Source organism: Marinobacter sp. G5_S1_61_S3, assembly GCF_054968585.1.
In genome coordinates, this window is sequence record NZ_JBQKUK010000004.1 from 24,855 (window position 1) to 46,479 (window position 21,625).

The 21,625-nt window shown below is 57.9% G+C and carries 22 protein-coding genes; 10 read left to right on the forward strand and 12 right to left on the reverse strand.

The features are described from left to right. Positions 1–97 precede the first annotated feature (97 nt). From catA to ACTRWH_RS04545, 8 genes are all read left to right on the forward strand, one after another. A complete protein-coding gene (gene catA, locus ACTRWH_RS04510) occupies positions 98–1,039 on the forward strand; it encodes a catechol 1,2-dioxygenase (RefSeq protein ID WP_075195457.1) in 942 nt (313 codons plus the stop codon). 32 nt (positions 1,040–1,071) lie between these two features. Continuing rightward, positions 1,072–2,463, forward strand: a complete 1,392-nt coding sequence (locus tag ACTRWH_RS04515) for a Rieske 2Fe-2S domain-containing protein (protein WP_127402335.1) — start codon at positions 1,072–1,074, stop codon at positions 2,461–2,463. After that, a complete protein-coding gene (gene benB, locus ACTRWH_RS04520) occupies positions 2,460–2,951 on the forward strand; it encodes a benzoate 1,2-dioxygenase small subunit (protein ID WP_075195455.1) in 492 nt (163 codons plus the stop codon). The genes ACTRWH_RS04515 and benB overlap by 4 nt, the downstream gene beginning before the upstream one ends. 20 nt (positions 2,952–2,971) lie before the next feature. Next, positions 2,972–4,000, forward strand: a complete 1,029-nt coding sequence (gene benC, locus ACTRWH_RS04525; protein ID WP_075195454.1) for a benzoate 1,2-dioxygenase electron transfer component BenC — start codon at positions 2,972–2,974, stop codon at positions 3,998–4,000. Further along, positions 3,997–4,776, forward strand: coding sequence for a benzoate diol dehydrogenase BenD (benD, locus tag ACTRWH_RS04530; RefSeq protein WP_336146337.1), 780 nt, complete (start codon positions 3,997–3,999; stop codon positions 4,774–4,776). The genes benC and benD overlap by 4 nt, the downstream gene beginning before the upstream one ends. A gap of 46 nt (positions 4,777–4,822) precedes the next feature. Next, positions 4,823–6,175 carry an MFS transporter gene (locus ACTRWH_RS04535; RefSeq protein ID WP_379866312.1) on the forward strand — a complete coding sequence of 451 codons (1,353 nt, stop codon included), beginning with the start codon at positions 4,823–4,825 and terminating at the stop codon, positions 6,173–6,175. A gap of 125 nt (positions 6,176–6,300) precedes the next feature. After that, positions 6,301–7,476: a benzoate/H(+) symporter BenE family transporter gene (locus ACTRWH_RS04540; RefSeq protein ID WP_379866313.1), complete on the forward strand. Its 1,176-nt coding sequence runs from the start codon at positions 6,301–6,303 to the stop codon at positions 7,474–7,476. A gap of 51 nt (positions 7,477–7,527) precedes the next feature. Next, complete coding sequence (locus ACTRWH_RS04545; RefSeq protein WP_075195450.1) at positions 7,528–7,995, forward strand: acyl-CoA thioesterase; 468 nt, start codon at positions 7,528–7,530, stop codon at positions 7,993–7,995. On the opposite strand, the gene ACTRWH_RS04550 is transcribed toward ACTRWH_RS04545, so the two are convergent. Continuing rightward, complete coding sequence (locus tag ACTRWH_RS04550; RefSeq protein WP_379866314.1) at positions 7,996–8,679, reverse strand: type 1 glutamine amidotransferase domain-containing protein; 684 nt, start codon at positions 8,677–8,679, stop codon at positions 7,996–7,998. Positions 8,680–8,767: 88 nt separating this feature from the next. Here ACTRWH_RS04550 and ACTRWH_RS04555 point away from each other — a divergent pair, with 88 nt between their 5' ends. After that, positions 8,768–9,631 (forward strand): substrate-binding periplasmic protein, encoded by an 864-nt coding sequence (locus ACTRWH_RS04555; protein WP_379866315.1) that lies wholly within the window; start codon positions 8,768–8,770, stop codon positions 9,629–9,631. Here the strand turns inward: ACTRWH_RS04555 and ACTRWH_RS04560 are convergent. The 6 genes from ACTRWH_RS04560 to ACTRWH_RS04585 form a co-directional block, all read right to left on the reverse strand. Next, positions 9,611–10,372, reverse strand: coding sequence for an ABC transporter permease family protein (locus ACTRWH_RS04560; RefSeq protein ID WP_127402328.1), 762 nt, complete (start codon positions 10,370–10,372; stop codon positions 9,611–9,613). The genes ACTRWH_RS04555 and ACTRWH_RS04560 overlap by 21 nt on opposite strands. Further along, positions 10,365–11,294, reverse strand: a complete 930-nt coding sequence (locus ACTRWH_RS04565) for a metal ABC transporter solute-binding protein, Zn/Mn family (protein ID WP_462825981.1) — start codon at positions 11,292–11,294, stop codon at positions 10,365–10,367. Before ACTRWH_RS04565 ends, ACTRWH_RS04560 begins: the two co-directional genes overlap by 8 nt. Then, the gene (locus ACTRWH_RS04570; RefSeq protein WP_127402326.1) at positions 11,284–12,411 is read right to left on the reverse strand and encodes a hypothetical protein; all 1,128 of its coding nucleotides are present in this window, start codon (positions 12,409–12,411) and stop codon (positions 11,284–11,286) included. Before ACTRWH_RS04570 ends, ACTRWH_RS04565 begins: the two co-directional genes overlap by 11 nt. A 49-nt stretch (positions 12,412–12,460) precedes the next feature. Next, positions 12,461–13,786, reverse strand: coding sequence for a hypothetical protein (locus ACTRWH_RS04575; protein WP_462825982.1), 1,326 nt, complete (start codon positions 13,784–13,786; stop codon positions 12,461–12,463). A gap of 51 nt (positions 13,787–13,837) precedes the next feature. Next, complete coding sequence (locus ACTRWH_RS04580; protein ID WP_199480295.1) at positions 13,838–13,924, reverse strand: DUF1826 domain-containing protein; 87 nt, start codon at positions 13,922–13,924, stop codon at positions 13,838–13,840. A 177-nt stretch (positions 13,925–14,101) separates the two neighbouring features. Beyond that, the gene (locus ACTRWH_RS04585) at positions 14,102–14,263 is read right to left on the reverse strand and encodes a hypothetical protein (protein ID WP_159265582.1); all 162 of its coding nucleotides are present in this window, start codon (positions 14,261–14,263) and stop codon (positions 14,102–14,104) included. 219 nt (positions 14,264–14,482) lie between these two features. On the opposite strand from ACTRWH_RS04585, the gene ACTRWH_RS04590 reads away from it, so the two are divergent. Then, on the forward strand, positions 14,483–14,911 hold the full coding sequence (locus tag ACTRWH_RS04590) for a hotdog fold thioesterase (RefSeq protein ID WP_036202370.1): 429 nt from the start codon (positions 14,483–14,485) through the stop codon (positions 14,909–14,911). Here the strand turns inward: ACTRWH_RS04590 and ACTRWH_RS04595 are convergent. From ACTRWH_RS04595 to ACTRWH_RS04615, 5 genes are all read right to left on the reverse strand, one after another. Continuing rightward, complete coding sequence (locus tag ACTRWH_RS04595; protein WP_286810073.1) at positions 14,876–16,213, reverse strand: HD-GYP domain-containing protein; 1,338 nt, start codon at positions 16,211–16,213, stop codon at positions 14,876–14,878. The two genes, ACTRWH_RS04590 and ACTRWH_RS04595, sit on opposite strands and share 36 nt — an antisense overlap. A 171-nt stretch (positions 16,214–16,384) precedes the next feature. Continuing rightward, complete coding sequence (pelG, locus tag ACTRWH_RS04600) at positions 16,385–17,761, reverse strand: exopolysaccharide Pel transporter PelG (protein ID WP_036202374.1); 1,377 nt, start codon at positions 17,759–17,761, stop codon at positions 16,385–16,387. Continuing rightward, the gene (gene pelF / locus ACTRWH_RS04605) at positions 17,761–19,281 is read right to left on the reverse strand and encodes a GT4 family glycosyltransferase PelF (RefSeq protein ID WP_036205546.1); all 1,521 of its coding nucleotides are present in this window, start codon (positions 19,279–19,281) and stop codon (positions 17,761–17,763) included. Before pelF ends, pelG begins: the two co-directional genes overlap by 1 nt. Beyond that, a complete protein-coding gene (locus tag ACTRWH_RS04610) occupies positions 19,278–20,264 on the reverse strand; it encodes a tetratricopeptide repeat protein (RefSeq protein WP_036202376.1) in 987 nt (328 codons plus the stop codon). Before ACTRWH_RS04610 ends, pelF begins: the two co-directional genes overlap by 4 nt. Then, positions 20,254–21,618, reverse strand: a complete 1,365-nt coding sequence (locus ACTRWH_RS04615; RefSeq protein WP_127402323.1) for a PelD GGDEF domain-containing protein — start codon at positions 21,616–21,618, stop codon at positions 20,254–20,256. The genes ACTRWH_RS04610 and ACTRWH_RS04615 overlap by 11 nt, the downstream gene beginning before the upstream one ends. Positions 21,619–21,625 lie beyond the last annotated feature (7 nt).

Sequence of the window (21,625 nt, forward strand, 5' to 3'; positions counted from 1 at the left end):
ATACCGGCGCCCAATGTTTTCAGGCGCCACACAGAACTTGTTGCCAATTGATTGGGATGTCTGGAGCAACAACAACAAAAGACCGAGGAGACCAACAATGACCGTTAAGACCATGCAATCCGCAGATGTGAAGGAACTGCTGGAGAAAGTAGCCGGCTTCGACAAGGACGGTGGCAATGAGCGTATGAAGAAGATCGTTCATCGCGTCATGCACGATATTTTCCAGATCGTGGAAGATTTCGATGTCACGCCCGAGGAGTTCTGGAGCGCCGTCTATTACGTGGGCGAACTGGGCGCAAATGGTGAGGCAGCCCTGCTGGCGCCGGGCCTGGGTATGGACCGTTACCTGGACATTCGCCAGGACGCCGAAGACGAGCAGGCCGGCCTGACCGGCGGTACGCCGCGCACCATCGAAGGCCCGCTGTACGTTGCCGGCGCCCCCATGAGCGAAGGCTTTGATCGCATGGACGACGGCTCCGACAAGGACGCCGAAGCCATCCTGATCAAGGGCCGGATCACCGATGAAAACGGTGAGCCGCTGGCGAACGCGGTCGTGGATATCTGGCACGCGGATACCAAGGGTGCCTACTCCTATTTCGACCAATCGCAGAGCGAGTACAACCTGCGCCGTCGTATCAAAACCGACGCCGAAGGCCGGTACGCCGCCCAGAGCATCATGCCGTCCGGTTACGGTTGCCCGCCGGAAGGCTCCACTCAGCAGTTGCTGAATCATCTGGGCCGTCACGGTCAACGCCCCGCGCACATTCATTATTTTGTGTCGAAGCCGGGTTACAAGCACCTGACGACGCAGATCAACATTGCCGGTGACGAGTACACCTACGACGACTTTGCATTTGCCACCCGCGAAGAACTGGTGGTTGCCGCCAATCGTGTTGAGCAGTCGGAAACAGGTGCACAGCATGGCGTGAACGGACCGATTACCGAGGTTGAGTTCAACGTCACTCTGGTTGCGACAGACAAGCCCGAGCTCCAGGAACGCCACGCACGCCGTCGCGCCCTGGAAACCGACGTTGCCTAAGCGCCACCCAAGAACAAGACGGAGTGAACGACATGACTAGCAAACTCGACAAGCTTGCAGACAAAGTACGCGACGCGGTGATCGCGGATCCGGAAACCGGCCGTTATCAGTGTGATCGGGGTATCTTCACCGACCAGGAACTGTTTGACCTGGAGATGAAGTACATCTTTGAAGGCAACTGGGTGTACCTCGCCCATGAAAGCCAGATTCCGGAGCCGGGCGACTACTTCACGGTGACCGTGGGTCGCCAGCCGGTAGTAATCACCCGCACCAAGGATGGCGAGCTCAAAGCCATACTGAACACCTGCTCGCACCGTGGCGCCACCCTCTGCCGCAAGAAGCGTGGCAACAAGACCTCCTTTACCTGCCCGTTCCACGGTTGGACCTTCCGGAACGACGGCCAGTTGCTGAAGGCGAAAGACCAGAAGAAGGGCGGTTACCCGGAGCAGTTCAATACCGACGGCTCCCACGATCTGAAGCAGATGCCGAAGTTCGGCAATTACCGTGGCTTCCTGTTTGGCAGCCTCAATGCCGATGTGCTTCCGCTCGAGGAACATCTGGGTGAAACCACCAAGATCATCGACAACATCGTGGATCAGTCGGAAGACGGCCTGGAAATTCTGCGGGGCAGTTCGACCTACACCTATGAAGGTAACTGGAAGCTGACCGCCGAAAACGGTGCGGACGGCTACCACGTGGGCACCGTGCACTGGAACTATCTCTCCACCATGGGTCAGCGTAATTACGACAAGGGCGGCACCGAAGCGGTGGATGCCAAGAGCTGGTCCGCCGAGGGTGGTTTTTACTCGTTCGAGAACGGCCACATGATGTTGTGGACCCGCTTGCTGAACCCGGAAGTGCGCCCGATCTTCAGCCAGCTGGAACGCCTGGAGAAGACCTACGGCGAGGCCCGTGCCGATTCCATCGTTCGTACCACCAAGAATCTGTGCCTGTACCCGAACGTTTACCTGATGGATCAGTTCTCGACTCAGATCCGTGTGACCCGGCCGATCGATGTCAACAAGACGGAAGTCACCATTTACGCCTTTGGCCCGAAGAATGAGCCGGCAGAGCTGCGCGCCAAGCGCATCCGTCAGTACGAGGACTTCTTCAACGTGACCGGTATGGGCACTCCGGACGATCTGGAGGAATTCCGTGCCTGCCAGAACGGCTACGAAGCCCGTGACATGCGTTGGAACGACATGAGCCGCGGTGCCGCTCACTGGATCGACGGCCCGGATGAGCACGCCAACCAGATCGACATGAAGCCGACCATGAGCGGCGCCCGCCCGGACGACGAAGGCCTGTATGTGAACCACCACAAACACTGGCAGGTAGAAATGACTCGCGCCATCGAGGCCGAGCGTGCCCGTTTCATTCCTTTGGCTTCGAGTTCAACAGATTCAGAGGAGGCTTCCGCATGAGCCTGAGCTATCACGATATCGAACAGTTCATCATCCGTGAGGCCCGTTTTCTGGACGACCGGGAGTGGGACAAGTGGCTGGAGTGCTACCACGAGGACGTCACCTACTGGATGCCGGCCTGGGACGATGACGATGAGCTGACAGAAGATCCGCAAAGCGAGATCTCGCTCATCTACTACCCCAACAAGGAAGGCCTGGAAGACCGGATCTACCGGATCAAAACCGAGCGTTCCGGCGCCAGCTCCATGCCCGAGCCGCGCACGACCCATTTCACCAGCAATCTGGAGATTCTGTCCCAGAACGAGAGTGAAGTGACATTGCGGTTTAACTGGCTGACCAAGTCCTATCGCTACAAGAAAACAGCGGAATTCTTTGGAACGTCTTTCTACACCCTGGATGTCACCGGCGACCAGCCGCTGATCCGGGAGAAGAGGATGGTCCTGAACAACGATTGCATCAATCAGGTGCTGGACGTTTATCACCTGTAATTGATGGGGAGAGCATCATCATGAGTTATAACATCGCGCTTAACTTTGAAGACGGCGTTACCCGTTTTGTGTCCTGCAACGAAGGCGAGACGGTATTGGACGCCGCCTACCGTTCGCAGATCAATCTGCCCATGGACTGCTCCGATGGCGTCTGCGGCACCTGCAAGGGTGCCTGCCGTCAGGGCGAGTTCGACATGGGTGATGAATACATTGACGAAGCGCTGTCTGACGAGGAAGCCGAGCAGGGCATGGTGCTGACCTGCCAGATGGTGCCCTCCAGTGATTGTGTGGTGGAAGTGCCTGTCGCTTCCACCATGTGCAAGACCGGCAATGCGGAAGTGGCGGGGACGGTGGCCGAGGTGAACCTGATCTCGCCCACGTCGATCGAGCTGAAAATCACGGCCGATGAAGACATTGCCTTTCTGCCGGGACAGTACGTGAATATTCAGGTTCCGGGCTCCGAAGAGACCCGGGCCTACTCCTTCAGCTCGCCACCTGGCAGCCGCGATCTCAGTTTCCTGATTCGCAACGTGCCGGGCGGGCTGATGAGTTCGTGGCTCGTGGGCGAGGCCCGCACCGGCGACAAGGTCACCCTGACCGGCCCGATGGGCAGCTTCTACCTGCGTCCCGTTGAACGGTCGATACTGATGCTGGCAGGTGGCACCGGCCTGGCGCCGATGCTGGCAAAGCTGGAGTATCTGAAAGCCAATGGCTGTGATCAGCCTACTCACCTGGTGTATGGCGTCAGCAATGACGATGACCTGGTGTGCCTGGATATTCTGGACCGTTTTGCCGCGGAGCTGGACAACTTCAGCTACGTGACGGTTGTTTCCGGCGAAGAAAGTGACCATCCGCGCAAGGGGTATGTCACCCAGCATATGGACGAAGCGCCGGTGAACGACGGCGATGTGGATGTCTACCTCTGTGGTCCCCCTCCCATGGTGGATTCCGTGCTCGGGTTCTTCCGTGAGAAGGGCATTGAACCGAACTCCTTCCACTACGAGAAGTTCACACCCAGTGCACCGTCGGCCAGGGAGAAGGTCGCATGAAAGACCGCTTCACCGACAAGGTCATGGTGATTACCGGCGCCGCCCAGGGGATTGGCAAGCGCGTGGCCGAACTGGCCGCCGCCGAGGGCGCCAGGCTGCTTCTGGTTGATGTTGCGGATTACGTTCAGGGCGTTGCCGCCGAGTTGCGTGACCAGGGTGCTGATGCCGTGGCTGTCCAGGCCAACCTGGAAACCTGGGACGGTGCTGAAAGCGTTATGGCAGAAGCGCAGAAGCAGTACGGTCGCATCGATATTTTGATCAACAATGTCGGCGGTACGATCTGGGCGCAGCCGTTTGAACACTACACCCCGGAGCAGATCGAGAAGGAGATCCAGCGTTCCCTGTTTACCACGTTGTGGTGCTGCCGGGCGGTTCTGCCTCATATGCTTCAGCAGAAGGGTGGTGTCATCGTGAACGTATCGTCGGTGGCAACGCGCGGGCTGATGCGTGTGCCCTATGGCGCGGCCAAGGGCGGCGTGAATGCGATGACGGTGAACCTGGCCTATGAATACGCGCCGCACAATATTCGGGTAAATGCCGCCGCCCCCGGAGGCACAGAAGCGCCCCCGCGCCTGACGCCGCGCAATGCAAAAGAGCAGAGTGAGCAGGAGAAGGCCTGGTATCAGACGCTGATTGACCAGACCACGGAAAACAGCTTCATGAATCGTTATGGAACCCTGGACGAACAGGCCGAACCTATCCTGTTCCTGGCATCGGATGCGTCTTCCTATATGACCGGTACCGTGCTGCCTGTGGCAGGTGGTGACCTGGGATAACCCATTACACAGCTCCGCACAAGAACAAGAGCGGAAGTGAGAGATCATGAGAAACATCGACGTAAACGACGTTATTGATAACGCCACATTCAACAAATTCCACTGGAAAGTTCTTTTTTGGTGCACTCTGATTATCATCTTCGACGGCTATGATCTGGTGATCTACGGGGTGGTGCTTCCCATCCTGATGGACCAGTGGGGCCTGAACCCCTACGTAGCCGGTTTGCTCGGCAGCAGCGCTCTGTTTGGCATGATGTTCGGGGCCATGGGGTTCGGCATGCTGTCGGACCGGCTCGGGCGCAAGAAAGTCATCATCACCTGTGTGGTGCTGTTCAGTGTGACCACGGTTATTAACGGTTTTGCCACCACGCCCTGGCAGTTCGGTATCCTGCGATTTATTGCCGGCCTCGGTATTGGCGGTGTTATGCCGAATGTGGTGTCCCTGATGAGTGAATACTCACCCAAGAAGAGTCGCAGCACTCTGGTGGCGCTGATGTTCAGTGGTTATGCGGTAGGCGGCATGATGTCTGCCGGCCTGGGCATCTGGATCGTGCCCAACTACGGGTGGGAAATCATGTTCTATCTGGCGGTGGTGCCGATGCTGATGCTGCCGTTCATGCTGAAATTCCTGCCGGAATCGGTGGCCTTCCTGATGGCACAGAAACGCGAGGGTGAAGCCCGCGATATCCTGACCCAGGTAGCTCCGCTCAAGCACATCAACGAACAGGACGTGTTGACGGTGCCGCCAACCACCGACAGCAAGGCCCCGGTGCTCGAGCTGTTTCGCGATGGGCGGGCAATGAGCACGATGATGTTTTGGGTGGCGTTCTTCTGCTGTCTGCTGATGGTGTACGCGCTGGGTTCCTGGTTGCCGAAGCTGATGTCCAATGCCGGTTATGCTCTGAGCTCCAGCCTGATGTTCCTGATGGTATTGAACGTCGGGGCGATCATAGGTGCCGTCGGTGGTGGCTGGTTGGCCGACCGACTGTCGCTGCGCTCGGTGCTGGTGTCTTTCTTTATTCTGGGCTCCGGGTCACTGGTGCTGTTGGGGTACGAAAGCCCGATGTGGTTCCTGTATATCCTGGTGGGCATTGCCGGTGCGACAACCATCGGCTCCCAGATCCTGCTTTACGCCTATGTTGCCCAGTACTACCCGACCAGTATCCGTTCCACCGGGCTGGGCTGGGCATCCGGCATTGGTCGCAATGGTGCTATTGTCGGGCCACTGTTAGGTGGCGCGCTGCTGGCCATGGCGCTGCCGCACCAGATGAACTTCCTCGCATTGGCGGTGCCGGGTGCCATTGCCACGGTGGCCATTGCTCTGGTCGGTAGTCGTGGATTTGGCTTCCGGCGTGAGCCGGTGGCTCCGAGCGACGGTATGGCTGTTAGCGGTAGCTAAAGCGTTGGAGTGTTGATGTGACCCCAGGGTAGACAGTCAGTCTGACCCTCCTTGGCCCCGGCGTGTAAGCGCCTGGGGCCCTTTTTCGTTAAGCAGAATCATAAAACCAACAATGGATTGCGCTTATGTCGAGATTTCTGAAAGACCTTTCGCTGCCGGCCATTGTGGCCGGGTTTCTGGCCGTTCTGGTGTCCTACTCCGGTCCGCTGGCCATTCTCTTCCAGGCCGGAGCAAGTGCTGGTATTTCCGACCAGATGATGACGTCCTGGGTCTGGGCAATCTCCATGGGGGCGGCGATCTCCGGCATCATTCTGTCGATCTGGCTCAAGGCGCCGGTCGTCACTGCCTGGTCGGCGCCCGGCACCGCGTTGTTGGTGGCGCTGTTTCCGGAACTGTCGCTGAACGAGGCCGTAGGCGCCTATATTACGGCGGCGGTCATCATTTTTATCATTGGTGTCTCAGGCACCTTTGACACGTTCGTTCGTGCCATTCCCAAGGGCATTGCGGCGGGCATGATGGCGGGCATCCTGTTCCAGTTCGGCGTGGGGGCGTTTACCGCGATTGAAACAACCCCGGCGCTGGCGATTGGCATGCTGCTTTCCTACGTGGTGTTCCGTCGTCTGTTTCCCAAGTACACCCTGGTTTTGCTGTTGATTGCCGGTGTGATTCTGGCGGTGGTATTGGAAGGGGCATCACTGTCTGGCGTGCGCTGGAGTATCGCAGTCCCACAGTTCATTGAGCCGGAGTGGAACCTGGGATCAACGTTGAGCTTGGCGATTCCGCTGGTACTGGTAAGCCTGACCGGGCAATTCCTCCCAGGCATGGCAATCCTTCAGGGGGCAGGGTACTCCGTCAGGGCCAAACCGATCATCGGGGTGACCAGCCTGGTATCGCTGCCGATGGCGTTCTTTGGCGGTATCACCACGGTGGTGGCGGCAATCACCGCCGCCATCTGCACGGGTAAGGATGCCCACGAAGACCCCTCTCGTCGATACGTTGCCGGTGTGTTTAACGGGGTGTTCTATCTGGTGGGTGGCCTGTTTGCCGGTACCATCGTCAGTCTGTTCACCTCACTGCCTGCGGCCTTTGTTGCGGTACTTGCGGGGCTGGCGTTGCTGGGGGCTATTGCGGGCAACCTGTTTGCCGCGCTGGAAGATGCCAGCCATCGTGAAGCGTCATTGATCACCTTTATTGTGACGGCCTCTGGCATGTCGGTGTTCGGGCTGTCGTCTGCGTTCTGGGGTGTTGTGATCGGCTATGGTTGCTACCTGGTGCTGAATGGCAGTACCGGCAGAAAATGATTTCTGGATGGGGTAGGCTGGGGGCTTCTCGGGTTTTGGGGCTGAGTGACCATGACTGAATCGACCGACCTGCCATTCCGGTTTCGGTTTCGCGTCCGCTACGGTGAATGCGATGCCCAGAGTGTGGTGTTCAATGCACGCTACGCGGATTACGTGGACATTTCCGTTAATGAATATATCCGCGTTCTGTTCGGGGATTACCAGAATCTGCTGGATCAGGATCTGGACATTCAGGTAGTGAGTCTCACCGTGAACTATCGGGCACCTGCGCGATTTGATGATGTGTTGGAAGCCAGGATACGAGCTGGCCGTATCGGTAACACCTCATTCACGGTGCACCTTGAATTCTATCGGTACGGGGATGGATTGCTGGTGGCAGAGGCTGATATCACCTACGTGTTGATCCAGCCGTCGACAATGACGAAGACACCAGTGCCGGATGCGATCCGGAAAACGCTGGAGGAAGGCGCTCCCGGCGTGTTGATCAGTCACGCCGGGGAGCAGGTTCAGGATCGCTGATCAGCCCTGCTGCAAGGCCTGCATCACCGCCTTGGCGGTGCCTTCCGAGGAGGGCGGGTTTTGCCCGGTAATCAGCTTGCCGTCCACCACGATGTGCGGTGTGAAGTCATCCCCGCAGGTGTAGGTGGCGGTTTTCTCCTTCAGCATGTCTTCCAGCAGGAATGGCACAACGTTGGTCAGGCCAACGGTCTCTTCCTCACTGTTGCTGAAGCCGGTCACGTTGCGACCGCCGACCAGGTTCTGCCCTGGTTTGATCTCGACGTCTCTGAAGACCGCCGGGGCATGGCATACGGCGCCAATGACCTTGTCCTGTTCGTAGGCTGCCTTGATCAGAGCGACGGACTTGTCATCGTTGACCAGGTCCCACAATGGGCCATGGCCTCCGGGGTAAAACAGGGCGTCGTAGTCGTTCATATCCACATCCGCCAGTTTCTTCGTGCTGGCGAGCGCTTCCTTGGCATGGGCGTCCTGCTGGAAGCGACGGGTGGTTTCCGTCAGTGCATCCTCAGTTTCACTGTTGGGGTCGATGGGTGGCTGCCCGCCCTTGGGAGAGGCAATGGTGATGTCTGCGCCGGCATTCCTGAAAACGTAATAGGGGGCGGTGAACTCTTCCAGCCAAAAGCCGGTCTTGTGGCCGGTATCTCCCATCTGATCGTGCGAGGTGAGAACCATCAGTACTTTCATGTAACCTGTCCTTTTTGATCAAGGGATGTATTCTGACAACTGCCTTATAACCTTCTTACTTGCGGTGATCCGGCTGGAATTCAACCGTGTGGACGAGCGATCGCACCAGAACACTCATGGCGGAATGATGTTGAAAAAACTGTTTGAACCAACGTTGCGACTGTTCTGTGCGCTGTGTGTCTTGACTGCGGTGCTGACCGTGCCAGTTGCTGTCCAGGCGTCTGAGGACACCGACTGCAAGACTCTGACGGTGAGTGGTAACCCCGAATACCCACCCCTGCTGTGGCGAAGCACAGAGAAGGAGGGGGTTCTGGTTGGTGCCGTATCGGCGCTGTTACGGGAAATCGTCGAGCCCATGGGGCTGGAGGTTGTGGTCCGGGACCTGGGGTCCTGGGCCCGGGTTCAGCATATGGCTCGCAAGGGTGATATCGATATGGTCGCGGGCGCGTTCATTACCTCAGAGCGTATCGGCTACATGGATTACCTGCTCCCCCCGATCACACATCTCCCCACGGCTGTCTGGGTTCCCAAGGGTGGTGAATTCATCTACCGCCACTGGCCGGACTTGCTGGGGAAGCGCGGCAGCACGCTGATCAACAACAGCTTTGGGCAGAACTTTGATCGTTACGCAGACAACAACCTTCAAATCGAAGGGGTGAGAAGCATCGAGCAATCTTTCAAAATGGCACTTGCCGGCAGGGTGGATTATGTTCTCTACGAGGTGCTGCAGGGGCAGGTGAAGCTGGACAGCCTGGGTGTTGCGGACCGGTTTGAGGCGCTGGAGCCTCCTGTCAGCAGGGAGGGCCTATTCTTTACGTTCTCAAAGGCATCACTGTGTAACACGTTTGAGTTGCGGGAAGCCATAGCCGACCGATTGTACAAACTGGTGAGTGCGGGCCGGGCCAGGCAGTTGATTCATGACTACACCCGGCTATATAGAGGAACGGAGTGAAGGGAGCTTTTGGGTAGCGATCGCTCCGAACAGACTGCAGGCAATAATAGAAACCACGATTGCAGGCCCCGCCGGGATATCCTGGCTGGCGGATAGCCAAAGCCCGACGCTGTGTCCTGAAAAACAGTATGCTGCGGCTGCGAAAAGGCCATGTCCACGAAGAAAACAAAGCATCAGCGGCGCGACAATCAGGGTTGCAAACACGACGTAGATTCCCGCCATGTTGACGGTCGTGGTCACGGCGACCGCAAACAAAGGTAGAAAGCTCAACGAGCGTGTGCGTTCCGACGCTGTACTCTGCCACAACAACACGGCACCGGTGATGGTGACCAGCGGTATCAGCGCCGGGCCGGTGACCCACAGTAGATCCCCATTCAATGTCCTGGCCAGTTGCTGCGCCCCATGGGGATCGTTGCTGACCACCAGAGTGGCGAAGCTTGCCCCGGCGACATAGAGAATGCCAATCATGGCCTCGCGATGTTCGGGCACCCATTTGAGGATCAGGTGCACCATCGCGACGGCTACAAGTGCAAATAACAGCCCGCTGACAGGAAGACCTGCAACGGTGTGGTCTGGTAACAGGGACATCCCGGCCAGCGACCCGAGGGCCGCCCACTGGGCAATCGCCAGGTCTGCAAACACTACGCCCCGCGCCAGTACCCGGTAGCCCAGAGGGACCAGGCTCAGGGCCATCAGCATGCTTGCCCCCAGGGGTGTCAGTAGCCACAACCAGTTAGTCATTGCTGGCACTCTCGTTCGGGCGCTGCGAACGATAATGTTCCAGGCGACCAATGATGTGGCTGATCAGCGCCGCAAGGTGATCGGTGTCCGCGTCATTGGTGACGGTGCTGGGGAGCACTTCAACCGGAAGATTGACCTTCTCGGCTAGCCAGTGTGCGGGACGCTCGTCCTGGTAAGTGGCAATCAGGATCAACGCCAGTTCTGGAATCACCGGGTCTGAAAGCACATTGCTCAGGTGGGATGCGCTTGGAGGCAGCCCCGGTTTGGGTTCCAGGTCAACGGCAGTGTCAATGCCAAGCCAACGCAGAAGGTATCCGAAAGTGGAGTGTTGAACCACCACAGACATGCCTTCCAAATGCCGCGCTGCGTCACGCCATTGTGCGGCTTTCAGATGCCAGTGAACGTTCCATTGTTGCTGGCGCAAACGGATACCATTGGTTTGTTTGGGCGCAAGATCAACGATTCTGTCTGCCAGTGCATTCAGGATCACTGGCACACGTTGTGGGTCCAGATGGATGTGTGGATCGCCTTCCGGATGGACGTCGCCCATGCTGCGGTCTACATGTTGGTGAGGCTGATGCAGGTGGACCTGTTCTGCCGCAAAGAACAATCCCGGTTTCCCGGGTTGTACGTCCTGGTTGGATGCCCTGCTGATCAGGGCTGGTAGCCAGCCGGCCTCCAGCGACGCGCCGGTACAGACGGCAAGGTCGGCACGTCGCATGGCTGCAATCAGGCTTGGCCTGGCTTCAATATAGTGGGGATCCTGCATAGCCGTGGTCGCCGTGTGAATGTCCGCATCCGGAACCAGGGCCCGTACAAGGCTTTCCCACTCCGGCTCGCAGGCAAACACGTTGAGAGTTGCCTGGGCTGGCGTTATGACCAGCCCCAGCAGGACGCCCGATAGTAACCGCTTAAAATCCATGGGCACCATGTGCTCCGAAGCTCATTACGTATTGCAGCATGACGGTATTGTCGGCTTGCTCAAATCCTTCTGCCTCCTGGTGCGTGTACTGCAGCCGTACCGTTGAGAAGTGCGAGCGTGACCAGGCCAGCATGACGTCCGTTTCCTTCAGTTCCTGATGATGAAAGTGGTCGCCGTGAGCGTCCTGGAGTTCCACCTGTCCGTAGCGGGCACCCGTGGACCACTGGGGGGCGAACTGGTATACCGCCGACGCATACCACCCTTCATGAACATCGTCCGAGGTGGCATGCTCATTCAGGTTGTCGGCGTACAGGTATTCACCACTCAGGGTCAGTTGCTGCTGGCGGTTGTTGCCTCCGGGGGCCCATTTCCACACCAGATCGGTGATGTAGAGGTTTTCGCCAGTGTAGCCGGCACCATGAGAGTGCCCACTGTGGTCTCCCTCATGATCATGGTCATCGTGCTCCTCGTGGGCTTCGCTGTGAGTCTGACGGTTGTTCAGATACGAGAAGCCCGCCTGCCAACTCTGTGACCGGGAGAGGTCGCCCCCGACTCGTGTATTGACGGTATACACGCCAATGTCTTCGTCACCTTCGGAGAGTCTGCCGCCATCAAAGGCCTCAGCGCCAATCTGCCAATAGAAAGGCGTGGGAAGTAACAGGTTGAGGCGCAGGCCATCGTCGAAATAATGGCTTCCCAGCAGGGCTCGATACACGGCAGGGCGTTCGACGAAGTCGTCCTCGTGGAGGTGGCGACTGTTCAGGTAACCCACCTGAGACAGAAACCGCCCGCCGCGAACACTAAGGTTGTAGGGCATGCCGGTGGTCTGCAGGAAGGCTTCTTCAAGCTCCAGTTCGGTTTCACCTTCGTGATCTTCCAGAACCGCTGTCAGACGGCCCTCGAACAGATCATCGATGGGCGAAGACAGGGACAGTTCGGTATGACCAAGACCAAAACCCTGATCACGGTGTGACAGGGCCGTCTGGTTCTGTTTGTAATAGCCGTCCAGGATCACGCTGACGTCAGGGTTCAGTTCGTTGGCCTGGTTGGCTTGGATGGTGGCGAGCGGGAACAGAGCCAGCGCGAGAGCGCTGGCACCAATGTATCGGTGTGTCATAGAGGTCCTCTGACTGCAGGATTGTGTGCGGATGGAGCGTTCTCTGGTGTCATTCTTCGTGATCGTGATCGTGATCGTGATCGTGGTCTGGCAAGCCAAGCCAGACCAGTCCGGATGCGGCGAAGTCCAGAGTGATCGTGCGAACGATGTCACCGTCGTGTGTGTCTATCTCGATGATGGTCTGATCGTTGGGGTTCAGCACGAACAAGCGGTCTTCCGACGCGGACTGTGCGATGGCTGGAGCCGCATCCGTCTCCGCCAGAGGGGGCGTGATATCAAGGGTTGCGGCCAGGGCCCATTCGTCGGACGGATGGAAAATCCGCAGCTTGCCGTCGTCGCCCATGACATAGAAAACCTCGCCGTGGGCATCAAAGCCCTGGGCGATACGGCCAACGCCGTCTTCAAGCGCGAGTTCGCTGTAGTTATCTGTGGCCGCTTCGGCATCGATCACAAACAGTTGATCACCGGCAATGCCGACCATTTCCTCAACGTTGTGGTGGCTCGCCAGTGTGCCGATCCGGCTGCCGTCTTCCAGGGTGTCAGGGTTGCCAAGCTTGGTCGCCGGATAAGAGACGCCGTGCAGATCAATGACCAGGACGCCATCGCTGCACCCAAAGGCGACAACGTGATCGTTGGCCGCTGCACCGTGGAGCCGGGGGCAGGTTTCGCTGTAGCGTTCCTCGAACGCGAATGCGCCGTTGGCGAAATCGTAGCGCTCGACCTGGCTGGGCAAGGTGGTGTCGGTGACAGAGGCATCGCGGTATGTAACGAACAGTTTGCTATCAGCAAGTTTGGCAACGCCGTGCATGTTGTTGTCCAGATCCAGGGAGGCTTCGGCGGTTCCTCCACCCAGCGACTCGTCGGTGAACACGGTGACTTTGGAGCTGGCGGCGTCTGAGCCATCAAAGAAAACGATGCCCCGATCGTCGCCCAGCGAGTAGTGAGTGGGGCGGTTATCGTTCAACGTCAGGTTGAGCTTGGTTGGCGTTTCCGCGTAATCATGCATGTGGTCGCCGTGGTCCTCGGTATACAGACCACTGTCGAAAAAAGAAACCAGATCGTCGCCACGCTGAATAACGACCCCATAGCGGCTATCGGGGCTGCTGAACAGTCTGGGGGCTTCCCCCGTCAGTTCAAACGTGGCCAGGGTTTGACCGTTGTCGTCGATGTCCAACACCTTTACGGCATTAGCGTCAGTATCGAACAGCGCTAGACGGCCGGCGGTATCGATGTCGGTATGCTCATGGGAATCATCGTCATCCGAACTGCTGCCGCCACACCCTGCGATCAGGATGGCGGAAAAGGCGATGGCCATGGATGAACGGCCTGAAAGAGCCCAATTCCGTTCGGCTTTCGAATTGTCTTGAATTGTCATTCCAAACTCCTTGTTGTGTTAAATGTTATAACATTTCGTTTCAGAGGTAGCTCAAAGCCAGTCCAGCGCCAGAACCAACCGTGGATGGCGGCCAGGTGAAGGCGACCTGTGGACCAGCCCTTTCCCTTCATTACCCATTCAATTGCCGATTTCGACATTAATGTTATGTTATAACATAACGAATTCGAAAGCCAAGCTTTTGCCTTTTGTGCTCAACCCAGAGATAGACCTTGGGGGAAGAAGAAAAGCGAAGTGTGACTGACCTACTGGTGGATCAGGAGCAGTTGTTGGCAGGGAAGGCGTTTTGGCAAACGCTCAACGATCCGTTCCCGGCCTGGGAAGAGCTCTGACGCCGGTCGAGTGACTGGCCTGGGTGGCTGGGCGCTTCGTGTCGTGGCGGGACTGCTGTTTCAGATCCAGCCACGCCTGAAAAATGCTGCTGGCGTTGCCGGCCAGTTGAGTTGCTGCTCGGCTCATCACACCGTCTCCTGTTTGCATCGACTCACTGAAAGACTAGCAGTAATAATCTTTAATGCAAACGATTATCAATAACAATTTGGAGTGTGGTTGATCTTGCCTGATGGCATACGTTTATTGGATACCCACCCTATGGTCGTTCGCTACCTATCTGTATACACTAAAGAGCTTTGGGGCCCCTCAGCTTACAGGGCCCACAACACTAGGAGGTAGCAGTCGATGGCAATCTGGACCCGCAGTATCCCCACCCTCGAACAAATGGCCGAAGCCAGTAAAAACACCGCTGTCGAGACCATGGGTATTGAATACGTGGAGATTGGTGATGACTACGTGATTGGCCGGATTCCGGTCGATGAACGCACGGTTCAGCCGTTTGGCATTCTCCATGGTGGATCGTCAGTGGTGTTGGCGGAGACCCTGGGGAGCATGGCGGCCAATTATTGCTTGCGCAAGGAGAACCAGATTGCTGTGGGGCTGGACATCAACGCCAACCACATCCGCTCCGTTACCAAGGGCTGGGTATACGGAACCGCACGCCCGGTTCATATCGGCGGCACAACGCAGGTCTGGGAAATAAAGCTGGAAAACGAGGAAGGCAAGCTGACCTGTATCTCAAGACTCACCATGGCCGTCATCGACCGAAGCTGACACGTCCGGTGCTTTACGGTTGAGAATGCCCTGTTCGATGAAGTCCTTCATTACGATGCCGAAGCTCTCGTCCGGCACTTCCCGGGCAATCTTGTAGGGTTGTCCGGAGCTGTCCTGCGTTTCTTTTAACAGGTTTGCTTCGCGAAAGATGGCCAGCGGCTGCTTGTTTGCGTCTCGCACAAGCAGCACCCGCGGTTTGAGTTTACTGGTGGGATGGGTGGCCACTACGATGCCTACCTCACCGTTGGTCATTTCCACGATGGAACCGGGCGGGTAAACGCCAACCATGCGGATAAACTCCACCGCCAGCTCCGCATCGAACTGGGCGCCCTTGTTGCGGTGGATAATCTGCAACGCTTCCATGGACGCCCGCCCCTTGTCGTAAACCCGGGAGCTGGTGATGGCGTCGTAGGTGTCGACCAGCCCCACGATTTTCGCGAACAGTGGAATCTGCTGCCCGGACAGGCCTCGTGGATAGCCCTTGCCATCCATTCGTTCGTGATGGGAATAAGCAACATCAACGGCCGCGTGTGCCAGTCGGGGGAGTGCCGCAAGCACATCGCGACCAAAAGTGGTGTGGTTTTTCATCACCGCGAACTCTTCGGGCGTGAGGGCCCCGGGCTTGTTCAGGATCTCGTCATCAATGCGCATCTTGCCGACATCGTGAAGCAGGCCACACAGTGCCACAGTGCGAATCTCGCCTTCCAGCAGCCCCAGGTGCTTGGCAAACGCAGCTGACAGGATTGATACGTTGATGCAGTGTTCGGCCGTGTATTCGTCCTTGTTTTTGATCTTGGTGAGCAGTAGCAGAGCATTGTCGTTGCGCAGTACGCTATCCACGCAATCATCCACCACCTGGTGGATCTGGTTCATTTCCAGGGTCCGCCCGAGCCGCAGGCTGGACATGATGTTTTTAGCCGTGGCTTTGGCATCGGCATAGTTCATCCGTGCCGTTGCCATTTCCCGGCTGGCGTCCACTTTATTGACGTAGGTGACTTTCCGCTTGGGGATGGCCGAAGGCTGTTGAGAAACGTTGGGCTTGCTGGTTTTAGCCGATGTTTTACGTCGGCTCACCGGCGCGTGTCTCTCGGCAGTTGGAGCGACTTGTACACGTCCTTCCACGATGACCGTTTCGCACTGTTGCTGCACGGCAAGCACATCTTCCTCAGTCTGAAGAATGAAGCCCTGCAGCAGGAAATCGGTATCTTCCCACGGCCGGTCCAGACGAATCACATGCATCCCTATTGCCAGTTGGGATACCGGGATTTCAGTCTCTATGATGTCTTCGCGGCCCATTGGCATAGTAGATTTTCTCGAAGCCAGGATTGGCGCGATCGCCCGATCAAACTCCGGGTTTGTGCGCCTCAACCAAAGTATGAGTGAACGCTACGCCCGTGTATCGCTTGAATCCTAAAATAGTGTCAAATGCTGTAACCAAAAGAAAACGTGCCGGTCATTTCAGCCTAGCATGCGCTACCGTCCCTGCAACATGAAGGTTTCGTACTCCAGCTTGTCGAACTTGCGCGACAGCAGCCACAGGCCGGTCAGCGCTGCGAGCAGGGCGGCGGCGGCAAAACCATAGCCGTAGAAAGACGCTCCCAGTTCGATGGTGATGAACGTAAACGCAATATTGCCGAAGAAAAACAGTGCACAAAGAGTGACGTTAATGCCTCGTGCGTCGAGGTAGAACAGCACGTTCTGGATCGCCAGCAACAGTAACTGGATGCCAACGGCGACCAGGTCAATGTGGAATAGCGGCAGGTACAGAGGGGATATTCCGATGGCCGCCAGGATTTCCTCGCTCCAGAGGAAGATTACGATGACCGTCAGCCCCTGCACCTTGAAGATCTCGTAGATTCCGTTGCGGGCCACGATGACCATCTGGTCCCGGAAGCGATTGATCCGTTCCAGGGTGTCGCCCTCCCGTACCGCGTTGTAGAAACGCTCGTAGGCCTCGGCAAAGTCGGTTTCCATGCGAACCAGAAAGACCGCCATACCGGGGATAATCGAGAGGTAAGCCAGGAAGATGGGCAAGTCGTAGATCACCGACGCGCGCAGGCTGGCGATAATAGGCTGTGAGGTGTCCGGGTGAAACCAGAAGATGAATTTGTCGGCCCACACCGCCGCATTGAACAGCAGGCCGGTGAGGATCAGCGCCGGAAAAATCTGCCGCCGCCGGGTAAAATCAAATCGGATGAAGTGGTCACCCGGATACTGCCGGATAATGGTGTAGAAGAAGCTGAAGAAAAGCAGGCTGTGGCCCAGAAGAAGGCCGGCCAGCAACCCCTCAAGGCCAAATTGTGACAGCACCATGGAGCTGACTACGGCGGTGGCGTAACCCAGCGCAAACACCACCACAATGCGACGATAGGACTTCATGCTGGACAGGAAGATTGTCACCGGCCACAGGTTACACAGCACGACAAAGTTGGCCAGCATCAGCAGGCGGTACAGCACCGAAGTGTCGCTGAAGAACAGCACCATGGCCATCAACCCCAGCCCCAATGACAGTACCGTAGTGACCCAGATCAGCCCCATCAAATTGGGCAGGATCAGGTCATTGCGCTTGGCGTACAGCCGGTCTGCCACCCAGCGGGTGAAGACGTGCTGGAACAGGCCCGACAGGGTCAGGGAGACGGCCATCAGGTAGGTCACCGATACCAGGAACTGAACCACCTCGGTATCAGATACCGCCAGTGTGAAACTGATCACCCCGATCATCATGACGCCGAGCACCGACAGCACCCAGGGGCCGGAGCTGATGATACCGGCCAGGCCGTAGGCCTCGAACAGGTTCAGGAAACTGTCGCGCTTGAGGATGCGGCGTATCTCGAAACCGATGCCTGCCATTAGCCGTTCAGCCCCTTGTTGTAAATGGAGCGGTAGGCCCCGAACATGCTTTCCAGGGTATAGAACTTCTGTACCCGCTCCAGCCCCGCTTTCTGAGCCTGTTGCCATTGCTCGGGGTTCGACAGCAGCCGCACCGCTTCCCGCGCGGTCGCTTCAGGATCTGCGATGGGCACCACAGCACCGCTGGCGCCCAGTGCACGGTCTTCGTCGCTGGCGCCTTCCAGTAATTCGCGGCAAGCGCCCACATCGGTAGCCAGGCAGGGCAGGCCCGCAGCGTGGGCCTCCAGGATTACCAGCGGCAACGCTTCGGAAATAGACGTCAGTACCATCAGCCCAAGCTGAGGAAGAATGTCGTTGACGTTCTGGAATCCCAGGAATTTCACTCGTTGGTTGAGGCCCAGGCTATCCACCAGTTCCTTGCACTCGCGTACGTAGGTTTCGTCCTCGTCTTCCGGACCGACGATCCAGCCCTCCACGTCGGGAATGGTTTCGCTGACCGAGCGCATGGCACGGATAAAGGTTTTTATATCCTTGATGGGAACGACCCGCCCGACCAGTCCCAGCACTTTCGGGATGTGGTCGGGGCGGGCCTTCCTTGCGGCGTCGAAGCGGGTGGGCTCAATGCCGTTGGGAATGATACAGGTACGTTCAGGCGGTGCACCGTCCTGAAACTGCCGTTGCTGATTGCCCTGGTATAGCGACACGATCGGGTCCGCCTGCTGGTAGGCCAGTCGTCCAAGGGCCTCGAAAAAACGGATCCAGAGCCGGCGAATGTATCCCAACTGCTCATTCAGCGTACCGCTGACCTGGTCCGTGGGGTCGTGAATCCACTGGGCCTGGGAGAGGTCAATCTTGCGTTCCTTGGTGTAGATGCCATGTTCACTGAGCGCGAAGGGAATGCCCCGCTGCTCGCTGGCGATGGCGCCGAGCAAGCCCGCGTAACCGGTGGAAATGGAATGCAGCATGCGCACGGCCGGCATCTTTCGCGCCACTTCGGCGAGCTGGAACAATGGCGCGTGCATGATACGGATCGACCAGAAATAGTCGACAAAGGACGGCTCCGTACAGTATTTACGGTAGTTCTCGTCAATCATCTCCCAGCTTTCTTCACTGTAGAGGAAGTCGTCACGGCTGATACCCTGCTTCTGGCCCAGGTCGGCAAACACCTTGTGGAGGATGTCTGGCGGTACTGACTTTTCGGACTTGAACTGCTCGTGCAGGCACTTCTGGGCCTCGAAGGCGGCCTTGTTACCCCGACGTGGCCGGGGTTTGCCAGCAGCTTCGGTGTCCATCAGGTAGTGGCATTCCAGGTGAGTGACATTGTCTGGCAGGACATACTGTTGCTCGCCGTAATGTGCGCGGTCGCCGCCCAGAAAGATCAGGGCGAAGGTGTATTCCGGCAAGCCGGTAATGACCTGGTGCACCCAGGAGGACACCCCGCCCCGGATGAACGGATAGGTGCCTTCCAGCAACAGGGCGATGTCAGCTTTGGGGGTTACGCTGGTTTTGGGTAATGTCATAACCATGACTCGATAACCGGTCGGTTGGCGGGGTGGAAACGCTCAAGAGGGCAGGCCGAAAGATGTTGGCGCACCTGAGCAAAGTCCCGGCGCAGGTACGCGACTTCCCCCAGGTAGGGCATGATCAATTCCGGTGACGAGCCGCCGGCAAGCGCCGAACGGAAGGCCTCTTCCGCGTTGTCGATGTTACCCAGGGCGAGTTCCACACGGCCGAGCAGGCGCCAGTCGTTGTGTTGGGAGCGTCGGGCCACCAGTCGTCGTAGCAGTTTCCCCGCACTGTCCAGGTAGTAGTGTCGCAGGCCGCCCTGGGCCAGGCCCAGATAAGCCATTTCCCACCAAACCTGTGCCAGCCTCCGCTGAAGGGAAACACTGGTCAGGTCGTCGGCGTTCTGCAGTGACTGCTGGAGAGTGCCGGCCCGTTGGGCCAGGGTTTTCTCTTTTTGCTCAAGCATGGAATAGGCCAGCAATCGCACATCGTCAGACGGGTCTTTCAGAGCTTCACGCAGAATTTCAATGGCGTCCCGGTCGTTCATCTGGCGAGTGGCCATCAGTGCTTTCAGGCGTTTGTCGGTGCTAATGGCTTCGCGCAGTACCTGGCGAAGGCCGCCCTGGCTGTAAACCACCTGTAGATCCATATCGATCGGCTGGAATGGCAGTTCGGGGATGTCCACTTCCTGCCAGGGTATGTCGCGACTGGACCGCGGTAGATACAGTGCCAGCAACATGCCCAGTACCAGGCCCACGCTGCCAATGAAAGGGATGGCAAACTGCAGGGTGAACAGGAAGACACCTGTGGTAATGGGCTGCCCGCGATAGCGCGACGGCATCAATGGCAGCAGGATCAGGGTGAGCAGCGCACAGGCCATGGCATGGGCGATCAGGTAAGCGGCCAGCTCAAGGTTGCCGGCGGTGGGTGATAGCAGTCCGGTGACGCCGCCGGTTTCCAGCGCCAGGGCGAGCAGTGCAAACCAGCTATTGGCCATGGCTGTTCTTTCCCTGGTTGTGCTCTCCCTGGTTGTCGAACAGGAAGGCCTGCACCCACTCATCGGCCTGGGCCCGATTACGGACTTGCAGGGTTTGCGGTGTCACCAGGTCACTGGCATGCAACCCCAGCTGTTCCCTCAGTCCGTCGTCCAGCCGTTGTAGATAGCCGGCCAGGCCCAGTTCATCGGTGAGCGGCATCAAAACAACGATGTAGCGCTGATTGCCGGCCCGATGCTCGGCAATCACATCAAGGCCCCGGCGGACTTTTTGAATATGGTCGGCAATCAACTGGCCATTGCGGCTGTCGGCCAGCGGCAAGCCCACCATCGCTGCGGGTAGGTTGAAGAATTCCGCGTCGCGGCCTGCACGGGCCAGATGGCGCCGGAAGTAACGCCATTCCGGTGATCCGCCGGCCTGTATTTCCGAGTGTTCATGGGCGATGTCTGCCATGTGCCCGGCCAGGATCGCCAGCAGTCGCAACGAGCGAGCCTCGAAGCTGAAAAAGGGCATGGCCTCGATAACACACAGGCCGATAAAGCGATCTTCGGAGTCAATCAGGGGAATGGCTGCCAGCAGATCGGTGTCGAGGTCGCCCATACGCTGGCGGAACTCAGTCTGCACCGACACCAGTTTCCGTTCCGCCAGTGCGTGCAGCAGCAGTGGATCTTTCAGGTCCACCTTGCGGAAGCGACCGACCGTTGCCAGTGGTTCCGGTTCGGGTACGCCATTATTGACGGCGTAGATGCCGGCAATCTGCAGTTGTCCGTAACGCCCCAGTAGCTGGAGCATCAATGAGGCCGTCTCCTGATTCAGGCCGGCCTGATCGGCTTCGCCAATCTGTGCGTACAGGCGTCTAAGCGCCTCTCTCAGGCTGCTGGAACTGCCGGCCAGTTGTTGCTCGAGTCGGTCATGGGACACCTTGAGCAGATAGTAGTTGCGGGTGAACTCTTCCAGGCGGGAACCGCGGTAGTCGTTGCTCGCTTCCAGTTTTTGCTGCTGGCGGCCCCAGTAGTCCCGAAACTCACCCGCCAACAGGCTGATGCCGAGTACCCCGGTGGTCCACACGTAGGGAAAATCACGGGTGCCGCTGGTGATCTCAAACCGCAAGTGAAAACCCAGGGCGGCGATGATGATCAGGGCTGAAATCAGCGCCATGAAAAAGCCGTACCTCAGGCCTACCAGTAGCGGTCCCAGCACGGGCCAGGGAAAGTTTCCCGTCAGATAGAACGGATCATCCGGCCGGTGCCAAACGCTAAAGGCCAGGAAAAACGCGGTAATCAGCAGGGTTTCCAGCCACTTCAGTGCAATGGGTACCCGTACCTTCTCGCCCGTTATCTGCTCTGCTTCGTCCATAGTGAAC